The 10,834-nt window shown below is 49.5% G+C and carries 8 protein-coding genes, 1 tRNA gene and 1 pseudogene; 1 reads left to right on the forward strand and 9 read right to left on the reverse strand.

What is annotated here, in order from left to right:
• Positions 1–16: 16 nt before the first annotated feature.
• From BN587_RS06285 to BN587_RS06315, 7 genes are all read right to left on the reverse strand, one after another.
• Positions 17–655 (reverse strand): vitamin B12 dependent-methionine synthase activation domain-containing protein, encoded by a 639-nt coding sequence (locus tag BN587_RS06285; RefSeq protein ID WP_021720295.1) that lies wholly within the window; start codon positions 653–655, stop codon positions 17–19.
• A gap of 34 nt (positions 656–689) precedes the next feature.
• Positions 690–1,565, reverse strand: a complete 876-nt coding sequence (locus BN587_RS06290; RefSeq protein WP_021720296.1) for a methylenetetrahydrofolate reductase — start codon at positions 1,563–1,565, stop codon at positions 690–692.
• Positions 1,566–1,735: 170 nt separating this feature from the next.
• Positions 1,736–1,826: transfer RNA gene (locus BN587_RS06295), tRNA-Ser, on the reverse strand.
• A gap of 87 nt (positions 1,827–1,913) precedes the next feature.
• Positions 1,914–2,414, reverse strand: coding sequence for a tRNA adenosine(34) deaminase TadA (tadA, locus tag BN587_RS06300; protein ID WP_021720297.1), 501 nt, complete (start codon positions 2,412–2,414; stop codon positions 1,914–1,916).
• Positions 2,414–4,360 carry an ABC-F family ATP-binding cassette domain-containing protein gene (locus BN587_RS06305; protein ID WP_021720298.1) on the reverse strand — a complete coding sequence of 649 codons (1,947 nt, stop codon included), beginning with the start codon at positions 4,358–4,360 and terminating at the stop codon, positions 2,414–2,416. Before BN587_RS06305 ends, tadA begins: the two co-directional genes overlap by 1 nt.
• 129 nt (positions 4,361–4,489) lie before the next feature.
• Positions 4,490–5,872: an amino acid permease gene (locus BN587_RS06310; protein ID WP_044484444.1), complete on the reverse strand. Its 1,383-nt coding sequence runs from the start codon at positions 5,870–5,872 to the stop codon at positions 4,490–4,492.
• A gap of 276 nt (positions 5,873–6,148) precedes the next feature.
• Positions 6,149–7,561 carry an SLC13 family permease gene (locus tag BN587_RS06315; RefSeq protein WP_021720300.1) on the reverse strand — a complete coding sequence of 471 codons (1,413 nt, stop codon included), beginning with the start codon at positions 7,559–7,561 and terminating at the stop codon, positions 6,149–6,151.
• Between the two features lie 145 nt (positions 7,562–7,706).
• On the opposite strand from BN587_RS06315, the gene BN587_RS06320 reads away from it, so the two are divergent.
• Entirely contained in the window at positions 7,707–8,588 is an 882-nt protein-coding gene (locus BN587_RS06320) for a LysR family transcriptional regulator (protein WP_021720301.1), read from the forward strand.
• A 50-nt stretch (positions 8,589–8,638) separates the two neighbouring features.
• Here the strand turns inward: BN587_RS06320 and ftsH are convergent, their stop codons facing one another.
• Together ftsH and BN587_RS12205 are read right to left on the reverse strand one after the other, a co-directional pair.
• Positions 8,639–10,594, reverse strand: a complete 1,956-nt coding sequence (gene ftsH, locus BN587_RS06325; protein WP_021720302.1) for an ATP-dependent zinc metalloprotease FtsH — start codon at positions 10,592–10,594, stop codon at positions 8,639–8,641.
• 89 nt (positions 10,595–10,683) lie between these two features.
• A pseudogene (locus BN587_RS12205) lies at positions 10,684–10,834 on the reverse strand (hypoxanthine phosphoribosyltransferase); the annotation flags it as partial.

Genomic DNA, 10,834 nt, shown 5'->3' on the forward strand with positions numbered 1-10,834 from the left:
AAATTAAATCTTCTCCTCAAACTTTCTTAATATCAGTATCTCTGTAAGGACAGTTTATATTACTGCAGGTCATACATTTATTCTGCACGCAGGCAGCATCTTCCGATAAGCCAATGATTGCCGTCACCGACTTGGACGGAGCCATCATCAGTCCGTCCGTCAGCGTCAGGCCGATGCGTTTGGCACAGTTCAGCACTGCGAACAGCTTACGTTGCTCCTCCAGCGGCCAATCTCCGTAACCAGGCGAAAAGCGCGGACGCTGCAGCAGACCGCCGGTTTCAGCCTGCGCCTGCACTTCATCGCAATAGCTTTCAATCAGCGCCGCTGCCACAGCCTGAGCCGCCGCACCTTCAGCAACGCTGATGAGCGCGAGGCGTCGTATAGCTGCGTCCACCCTGCTGCCGAGTGTTGCACCCATAAGCAGCACTGTGTCGCAGCCCTTTAAATGACGCGCCAACGCACGCGAATGAAAGCGTACGCCGCAATCCAGCGTTACGCCTGCCTCATCTGCCGTTATCGCATGCTTTTGCAGGATATAACGCGCCTGCACCTCATTGCGCAGCTTCAGATAAACCGTATCCACTAAAATTTCTGCTGCCTTATCTCCTGGCTTGGCCCGCAGATAGCGCAGCGCTTCCTTTTGCTTAAATTCCATAACAACAACCTGACTTTTGCGCCATAGCGCAGGACTATTTATCTACAATCTCTCCGAGATTATTCATAATACCGGCAAAAATTTCCGGTTTGTTCATCGTATAGATGTGTACATTGTCAAAACCATTGGCAATCAAATCAATAATTTGACCGGTAGCATAGGCGATACCTGCCTGCTTCAGTGCCTCCGGCTTATCGGCAAATTTTTCTACCATCGCACGAAACTGCGGCGGCAGCTTAGTACCGCTCAGCTGGCAGATACGGATAATCTGCTTGGCATTCGTCACCGGCATAATACCCGGCACTACCGGCACATTGATGCCCGCACGCAGCAGGCGGAACATATAGTTATATAAAATCGTATTATCAAAAAACATCTGCGTCACTAAAAAGTCAACGCCTGCATCTACCTTATACTTGGTGTTTTCGATATCCTGTTCCAAGGAACCGGATTCGGGATGGCCTTCGGGATAAGCAGCACCGCCGACGCAGAAATCGCCTTGCTGCTTCACAAAACGCATCAGCTCACTGGCATGGGCAAAGCTGCCGATTTCCTCACCATGCATATCTGCCGGGATATCGCCGCGCAGTGCCAGAATATTTTTTACGCCAAAGCCCTGCAGCTGTCCAAGTACCTCTGCCAGCTTTGCTTCATCAGCCTTTACACAAGTCAGATGAGCCAGAGCCGGCATGCCGTTATCCTCTACTTTTTTGGCCAGTGCTGCCGAATAGCCTACCGTGCTTCCGCCTGCGCCATAGGTGACGCTCATATAGGACGGCTTGCTGGCTGCAATTTTGTTGACAATCTCCAGACTGTTTTGCAGCTCTGCGCCCTGCTTAGGCGGAAACAGCTCGCACGACAGATGAATTTTACCGTTTTTTAAGATATCAATTATTTTTTCCGATCTCATAATAATCCCCCAAAATCAAAAGCATTCGTATGACATTTTAACAGTTAGCGACATCTTTGGCAAACAAAAGCAGAAGAAATTAACTAATAGGCGATAAAACCTACCAAAATGATAAATATGTTACACACTAAAAATCCCGCAACCAAATAAGCTGCGGGAAGGAAATTCGTTGGCGGAGACGGTGGGATTCGAACCCACGTGCCGCGCAAACGGCAAACTGATTTCGAGTCAGCCGCGTTATGACCACTTCGCTACGTCTCCTTTATTCTGTTAGTGCGAATAAATTCGCATCAGGTTAACATTAATATTATATAAGAAAAATCCCGTCTTGGCAACCGCATACTGAAATTATTCCTGCGACACACCAACTTCACTCTTGCGCTTCGCCTTGTTCTCCTGACGGCGACGGTGGAAAAAGTCGCGCATCACCTGCGCGCATTCCTCCTCACAGATGCCGCTGACAACCTCTGCGCAGTGATTAAGATTTGGATTCGTAATAATATTGAAAATTGATTCCGCACCGCCGGCCTTCACATCAGGACAGCCGTAAACAACGCGGTCGACACGGCTGTTGACAATGGCACCGCTGCACATCGGGCAGGGCTCAACGGTAACATAAAGCGCACAGCCGCTCAGACGCCAGCGCCCCAGGCGCTCGCAGGCCTTGCGGATGACGATGACCTCAGCGTGCGCCGTTGCGTCATGCCACGTTTCACGCATATTGTGCGCAGCGGCGATAACCTCGCCCGTCGTCATATCCGCCAGCACCGCACCGATAGGAATTTCACCAAGCTCTGCGGCCTTGCGTGCTTCAGCCAGCGCCAGCTGCATATACTTTTTATCGTCCATCAGGCATCCTCCGCCGCTTCCATCAGCAGCTCCCATTTTTCCATCAGCTCGTCAATGGTTTGCTCGTATTCCTCATGCTCTGCTGCCATAGCTGCGCTATGCTCAGGACTGGTGTGATTTGCCGGGTCCGCCATCTGCTTTTCCGAAAGGCCCATCATAGCCTCCTGCTCACGAATCTGCAGCTCTACCTTGGGCAACAGTCGTGCAGCCTCATCCGGGCTGTAACGGCGCTTTTTATCCTCCTGCTTTTTCGCTTTCACAGGGGTTGCGGCAGTCTGTTGCTGCTTTTTAGCCTGTGCCTCCGCATAGGCCGCAGCCTTTTCCGCTTCCTCCTGTGCCTGCGCCAGAGCAGCAGCCTTTTTCTGCTTCTCTTCAAGGTAAAAATCGTAGTTGCCCTTATAGTCCTTAACCTCTAAATCCTCAATCTCCCAGATGCGGTCCGCAACCTCGTTGACGAAATAACGGTCATGACTGACTACCAGTACGGTGCCGTCAAAGGCCTCCAACGCTGCTTCTACCGCTTCACGCGCCATAATATCCAGATGGTTTGTCGGTTCGTCAAGCACCAGACAGTTGGCACCGTCCAGCACCAGCTTCAGCAGTACCAGGCGTGCCTTCTGACCACCGCTCAGCTCACCGATTTTCTTAAAGACATCATCACCGTGGAACAGCATACCGCCAAGCATCGAGCGTGTATGCTCTTCCGTAAAGCCGTATTCGACAACAAAGTTTTCCAGCAGCGTCTGCTCCGGGTTTAATCGCTCATAGCTCTGTGAAAAATAACCTATCTGCACTCTGCTGCCAATCTTGGCCTTGCCCTTCAGCGGTGCAATTTCACCCAAGATAGTACGCAGCAGCGTCGTCTTACCGGTACCATTGGCACCCAAAAGTGCAGCCTTTTCGCCGCGGCGCAACGTCAGGTTAATGCCCTTGGCCAGCACCTTCTCGCCGTAGCCTATGGTGAGGTCCTCCATAATCAGCACTCTGTCCGCACATTCGGCAGCCGGCGGCAAACGCAGCTCAAACTCCTCGTGCTGCACCGGTGCATCAATACGCTCCAAACGGTCGAGCTGTGACTGACGGCCACGCGCCATTTTGCTCTTGATGCCAGCCTTGAAGCGACGGATATAAGCCTCCGTGCGCGCAATATAATCCTGCTGCGCATTATAGGCAGCAGTCAGCGTACTGCTCTGAATCGCCTTCTGCTCCACGTAACGGCTGTAATTGCCCTTAAAGGATTGCAGCTTTCCGCCCTCCATCTCCAGAATGCGCATAGCAACATTATCAAGGAAGGCACGGTCATGGCTGACAACGAGCAGACCGCCCTTAAATTCCTGCAGATACTTTTCCAGCCACTGCGTCATTACAATATCCAGATGGTTTGTCGGTTCGTCCAGAATCATGAAGTCGGGATTACGCACCAGTGCTGCTGCCAGCATCAGGCGTGTCTTTTGACCGCCGCTCAGTGTTGCCGCATCATGCTGCCACCAGTCCTCGGTATAGCCAAGGCCGATAAGCACACGCTTAATGCGGTTTTCGTAATTATAACCGTCGATAAACTCATAGCGTTTGAGTACGCGGCCGTATTCCTCCAGGCAGCTGTCGAGCTTTTCGCCCTGCAGCTTGCCGGAATCAGCCTCCAGTTGTGCCAGCTTTTGGCGCAGACTGCTGATTTCCGGACAGGCTGTCTGCATAAACTGCCAGATAGTACCTCTGATATCGGTAAAGCCCTGCTGTACATAGCCGACGCTGATACCGGGTTCAAACTTCACTGCGCCGCTGTCAACCCATTCAGGCTGCAGCAGGCAGCGCAGCAGCGTAGTCTTGCCGCTGCCGTTGACGCCGACGAGGCCGACATGCTCGCCCTGCTCTACCATGAAGCTGACGTCTTTAAATATTTCATGAATGCCAAATGCTTTGGCGATTTTATCTACTACTAATTGCATAACCATTCTCCTTTTAACAACTATTATAACACCTTCCGGCATTATACTCAAAAGGCTCTGTTATATTCTTATATTTTCGTGCATTACATAAAAAGAGGCTGCCGCATCAGCGGCAACCTCCATATACTTTTAAGATTTATGAGCCATAGCAACCTGAGTTTTGGTCTGAACCAAGCTCTTGTGATGCTTGCGCCAACGATAGCACAGCATCGGCACCACCAACATCGGTACGCCGGCGTACAGCGTCTGGCGTAAATCCGGTGTCAAAGCAATTACTGCCAGACAGAAAACCTGCGACCAGATACCGAAATGCGTAACATACGGGAAGAACGGTGTTTTATATTTCAGAGTATCCTCCTTGCCTTCGGCAATCAGACGGCGGCGGAAATTATATTGGCTCCAGCAAATGGAAATCCAAGCCATTGCTCCGGTAAAGCCGGATACTGCCAGCAAATAAGTATACAGTGTAGAATCAGGATTAAAGGTGTAGAAAACGATAACTGCCCAGCAGGCGCACACAGAAACGATAATAGAATTCTGCGGCATACCGTTTTTATTGAGCTTGCCCAAAAACGCCGGTGCCATATCCATACGAGCCAGTGCATGCAGCGCACGAGCACCGCCGTACAGGCCGGAGTTAGCGCAGGAAACACCTGCAACCAGCACTACAAAGGCAATCGCGGAAGCTAAGCCGTCAAAGCCGTATTCCGCCAAAGCAGCAGCAAACACGCTCTCCTTCAGGCTGGCCTTATCCCACGGCATAATGGACAGCAATAACGTAATAGGAATGATATATAAAGCAATGACACGCCAGGAAACATTACGAACCGCAATAGGAATGCTTTTAGCAGGATCCTTGCATTCGCCCGCAGCCAGACCGATGATTTCGGTACCCTGGAAGTTAACCAGAATAATAACCATGGTCAGCACAATCGGCCAATATCCCCGGGGAGCAAAACCGCCCTGGCCAAGCAACACCTTAGCGCCTAAATATCCCTGGTCACCGACAAGACCACAGACTATTAAACCGGCAACGCCGCAAAAGCCCACAAGGGCAGCAATTTTGATAATAGAAAGCCAAAATTCGCTTTCGCCAAAATTATCAACATGAAAAAGGTTAATTACAGTCACCAGCAGGCCAAAAAGAATTGCCCACCACAGTTGACTGACGGCAGGTACAAAATTATTCATAATGATACCCGCAGCAATCATTTCAGACGGCACGTAAGCCATCCAGTTCAGCCAATAGGCCCAGCCAACGCCGCAAGCCCAGGTTGAGGATATATTCTCACGTGCGTAGGTAACAAAGGAACCGGAAATAGGCTTAGCTACAGCCAGCTCCGCAAGACACAGCATAACGCATAAGACGATTGCACCGCCAAAAAGATAAGAAAGGATAATAGCAGGTCCGGCCTGCTCAATCGCATATCCGGCACCTAAAAAATAACAGCTGCCGATGATGCCACCTAAAGAAATCATCTGTAAGTGTCTGTTCTTTAAACTTCTATTCATGGATTGCTCGTTCATTACCTTAATAACACAACCTTTCTTGAGCATATGTGTGGAACCTTACGTTCCGCCAAAATTCTTGTGATATGATTTTACTACAAAAAACCGCGTTTGTATAGCAAAAAATGCACTAAAATCAGCGATTTTACAAAAAAAATCTATTTTCCTCATATTTCCGCTATTTTGCATCATTTTCAAGCGTACTTCTTCGCAATTCTATGCAAAAAATACTCCCCCGTCATCCCGGCAATGACAAGGGAGTAAACAACGAAGGCTTTATTAAAGATGGCTGAACAGGCTCCAGAAATGCATGCAGATACAGCCAAGCGCACTTACGAGCAGCATGCAGATTATTGAGAGCTTGAGGCCGTTTTTCAGTAAATCATCAGGGTTCAGACCATAGGTTACACCCACGGCACGTGTGCTGACCGGCAGAATAAAGGCACAGTTAACGGCAACAATCGAGGTCAGGATATAAGGAATGGGGTTCAGCCCCAGCTGCTGCGAAATGCTTTGTACTACCGGAATTGAGATAGAAGCCGCCGCGGTATTACTGCTGATTTCCGTCAGGAAGGTAGCAAAGAGCGTCAAGCTGAACATCGTTTCCCAGCCTCCGCTCAACGGCAGCAGCGTGATTACCTTGGCAATCTGCGTTGCCGCACCGGTTTTCGTAATCAGCTGTCCCAACGCCAGCCCACCGGAAAAGAGAAAAATCATACCCCACATGATGCCCTTTTCAGCTTCACGCCAGGTCAGAAGCAGCTGGCCTGTTTCGTTACGAAGCATAAAAGTGAGCATGCCGAAGGTGAAGAAAACATAGGCAGGCTTCATCAGAGGCAGATACTGCACGTAAAGTGGACGTACGAAGGCCAGGCCTGTTGCGAGAATAAAAAGCCACAGGCCTAATTTTTCGCCGCGGCTCATCGGCCCGAGCTTATCATAAGCAGCACGGAAGTATTCCTTGCCTCCGTCAAGACGCTTAACAGGCAGCGGAAGATGCAGCAGATAAGCCAGAATAAGCAGCATGATGATGAATAGCAGCGGCAGAAAGCGGATAACCCAATCAACATACATGAATTCGTGTCCTGTGAGCTTTTCCAAATAGCTGATTGCTACCAGGTTAGAGCTGCTTCCTAAGGGTGAACCAAAACCGCCGAAGCCTGCGCCCCAAACGATGGCCAGCAGAATCGGTGTTGCTACGGGATTATCGGTAATCTGCTGCTGCCCTAAAAAGCGCAGCATACTTACAGCCACCGGCAACAGAATCATAACAACGACGACGTTTGGCAGAAAGATGGACAGCAGCGTTGAAGCCACCAGCCAGACGCATATCTGCTCGCGCATCGATGTTCCCAAGCCGCAAAGACTTTTTATCGCCAAACGCTTATCAAGATGTGTTTTTTCCCACACCAGGCTGATAAGATCACTGCCGACAAGTAGCACGACGATTTCCGAAAAGTATTTGCTGATAATCCCCTCCATCGGCACCATGCCGAAGATAGCGTTCAGCGGAATCGGCAGCAACGAGGTTACGGCAATATTTACCGGACGCAGCACCCACCACAGGCCCATCCAGAAAATTGTAGCAATGGCAGCTGCCTGCTTAAATTCAATCACAGGCGCTAATACAAGCAGCACGGCCAGGAAAAGTAAGGGACCCGATAAAACGTTCAACGAGCGGTGTTTTTTCATAAATAACAGCTTCCTCTCCGAGTTCAATAGTAGCTTTCCTTCTATTTTTGCATTTACTTAATTCTACTCCCGTTCTATAATTAAGTAAAAGACTTTATTTTGATTAATATAATCATATTTTTTGATATTTTAAGGAGATGCTGCTATGGATTTCGCTTTTTACAGAAACTTTATCACTGTTGCCGAAACAGGTAATCTCAGCGCCGCGGCCAAACGTCTGGGCATTGTACAGCCGGCGCTAAGTGCGCAGATGAAGGCTATCGAAAGAAACTACGGCGTGCAGCTTTTCAAAATGCAGCGTGGCAAGCGTCACATTGAACTGACGGAGGCTGGGGAAACCTTTTTGCAGCAGGCACGCCAGCTGTGCAATACAGAAGATGATATCAGCCTGCGCATGCAGGCCTTCGGCAGACGTGCCGTCGGTACGCTGCGCTTCAGCGTGTCACATGTGCGCACAGACTATTTTCTGCGCAGCTATCTTATTCCCTTTGCCAAGGAAAATCCCGGCATCAGCTATCAGTTTCACGATGCTACGGTAGAGCAGCAGCAGCAGCAGTTGGAGGCAGGCAGTATTGACTTTGCTTTTGCCAATGCGCCACTGCCTGCAGCGCACAATTTTGCTACTATCAAGGTGCAGCGGGAGAGTTTTTATGCTTTCTATAATACTGAATTTTCGGTTCCGTGGGCAAATAAAAGCATGCTTTCACCGGAGGATTTGGCAGGTGTGCCTTTGTGCTGTAATTATGGCAGCTATGCGCTTTTGCGCAGTGTGTTTAAGGATTATGCGGTTAAGCCTAATGTCGCCTTTATTGCTACTACTGCAGAGAGTGCGCTTACCTTTGCGACGAGCGGACTTGGGGTTGCTGTTGTCGCAGCGTTGGAGAGTGATGCTGTGCCGCAGGGGATGGTGCGGCGGCAACTTGTTGATGAGAAGCTGCATTTTGATCAGACGTTGTATTGGAGTAAGGAGCATAAATTATCGCCTGCAGCGGAGAGATTCCTGGAGTTTTTCCGAAATTTTAACTAAACGCAAAAAACGCCCGCGTTCTTTCGAACGCGAGCGTTAATTTTTTGCTGTTATTCTTTGGGTGCTTCTTCGTCTGCATTTGCAGCAGCTTCAGATACACCTGCTTCAGCAGCAGGAGCTTCAGCTTTTGCATCAGCTTCGGCAACGGGAGCAGCAGCAGTTTCCTCATCCACAACAGATTGCTGTACTAATTGCAGCTTTTCTTCTGCAGTAAGGATATGACCATATTTTACCAGCTGATTGATTTCTTCCTCTTCCAGAGTTTCCTTCTCCATCAGAGCCTTTGCAATCACATGCAGCTTGTCAATATTGTCAGACAGCAGCTTTTCGGTAGCAGCATAGGCATCTTCCATAAAGGAGCGTACCTCTTTATCAATCTCGGCTGCCACTTCTTCACTGTAATCCTTGTCGCGGGCAATGTCGCGTCCCAGGAATACCTGGTCCTGACGATGACCAAAGGTTACAGGTCCGATGTTTTCGCTCATGCCGTATTCGCAAATCATCTGGCGAGCCAGTTGAGTTGCACGCTGCAGATCATTGCTGGCGCCGCTGGAAATTTCCTTCAGCACCAGAGCTTCGGCAACACGGCCACCCAGCAGCACCTTCAGCTCATCGAGCATTTCGCTGCGGGTTGCATAATACTTATCTTCCTTAGGCAGGCTCAGGGTATAACCACCGGCACGGCCACGCGGAATGATGGTAACCTTATGTACAGGGTCAGTGTGCTCAAGCAGCATACCAACGATAGTATGGCCGCCTTCATGGTAAGCAGTCAGGCGTTTTTCCTTATCACTGATGACACGGCTCTTGCGCTCCGGTCCCATGATAACACGCTCGGCAGCCTCTTCCATTTCCGACATATTGATAGCCTTCTTGTCCTTGCGGGCAGTCAGCAGTGCAGCTTCATTAACCAGGTTAGATAAATCAGCACCGGTAAAGCCGGGAGTACGCTGAGCGATTACGTCCAGATTTACATCCGGTCCCATCGGCTTGCCCTTAACATGTACCTTCAGGATTTCGGTACGTCCCTTGATATCAGGACGGTCTACTACGATTTGGCGGTCGAAACGGCCGGGACGCAGCAGTGCCGGGTCCAGAATATCCGGACGGTTAGTTGCAGCAATCATAATGATGCCTTCGTTAGCACTGAAGCCGTCCATCTCAACCAGCAATTGGTTCAGAGTCTGCTCGCGCTCATCATGGCCACCGCCAAGACCGGCACCGCGCTGACGGCCTACAGCATCAATCTCATCGATGAATACGATGCAGGGTGCACTTTTCTTTGCTTGGTCGAACAGGTCGCGTACACGTGAAGCGCCGACACCGACAAACATTTCTACGAAGTCAGAACCGGAAATGCTGAAGAACGGAACGCCCGCTTCACCGGCAACTGCTTTCGCCAACAAGGTTTTGCCTGTACCCGGAGGGCCATAGAGCAAAACACCTTTAGGAATCTTAGCTCCCAAGTCATTATACTTCTGCGGATGCTTCAGGAATTCGACAACCTCTTCCAGCTCCTGCTTGGCTTCCTCGGCACCGGCAACATCCTTAAAGGTTATCTTCAGTTTTTCCTCATCGTAGCGACGCGCACGGCTCTTGCCAAAGTTCATCACCTTGCCGCCACCGGCACCGCCCTGATTCATCAGCATGAACCACAGGCCTACGATAATCAGCATCGGCAAAATAGAGCTGAGAATGCTCATCCACCAAGGTGGTTGCGGCGGCAGCTCTGCCTTAATGTCTACTTTCTTTGCTTCCAGCTTTTCTACCAGCTTGCTGTCATTAGGCGCAACGGTAGAAAATTCCTTGCCATCCTTTAATTTACCGCTGATAACATTATCAACAATAGTTACCTGTTTGATTTCATCCTGCTGCACATGCTGCATAAAGCTGGTATAGCTTATATCAGCAGGCTTAGAATTCTTTTCACCGTAAAGGTCAAACATCCAGATAATTACCATGATAATCAGCAGATAAAAAAGTACGTTCTTAAAAAATTTATTCAAGCACGTAGCCTCCTTCCACTTAGCTCATAATATTTTATTATATTATAGATAGGAAAAACTAGCAACTGTTTTATGCAATTTACAGGCTTTTATTTGCGTGCGTATACAGCAGGCTTCAGGATACCGATAAACGGCAGATTGCGGTAATCCCCTGCGTAATCCAAACCGTAGCCTACAACGAATTCGTCAGGAATTTTAAAACCTACATAATCAGCCTCCAGACCGTTTACACGACGCTCG

The sequence above is a fragment of the Phascolarctobacterium succinatutens CAG:287 genome (assembly GCF_000434895.1).
Taxonomy (GTDB): domain Bacteria; phylum Bacillota; class Negativicutes; order Acidaminococcales; family Acidaminococcaceae; genus Phascolarctobacterium_A; species Phascolarctobacterium_A succinatutens_A.

What these genes read in the sequence shown, in the direction of transcription:
- BN587_RS06315 (WP_021720300.1), bottom strand. Translation starts at nt 7,561, where the DNA reads ATGAAAAAACACCGCTCGTTGAACGTTTTATCGGGTCCCTTACTTTTC.
- tadA (WP_021720297.1), bottom strand. Translation starts at nt 2,414, where the DNA reads ATGGACGATAAAAAGTATATGCAGCTGGCGCTGGCTGAAGCACGCAAG.
- BN587_RS06285 (WP_021720295.1), bottom strand. Translation starts at nt 655, where the DNA reads ATGGAATTTAAGCAAAAGGAAGCGCTGCGCTATCTGCGGGCCAAGCCA.
- BN587_RS06290 (WP_021720296.1), bottom strand. Translation starts at nt 1,565, where the DNA reads ATGAGATCGGAAAAAATAATTGATATCTTAAAAAACGGTAAAATTCAT.
- BN587_RS06305 (WP_021720298.1), bottom strand. Translation starts at nt 4,360, where the DNA reads ATGCAATTAGTAGTAGATAAAATCGCCAAAGCATTTGGCATTCATGAA.
- BN587_RS06320 (WP_021720301.1), top strand. Translation starts at nt 7,707, where the DNA reads ATGGATTTCGCTTTTTACAGAAACTTTATCACTGTTGCCGAAACAGGT.
- BN587_RS06310 (WP_044484444.1), bottom strand. Translation starts at nt 5,872, where the DNA reads ATGAATAGAAGTTTAAAGAACAGACACTTACAGATGATTTCTTTAGGT.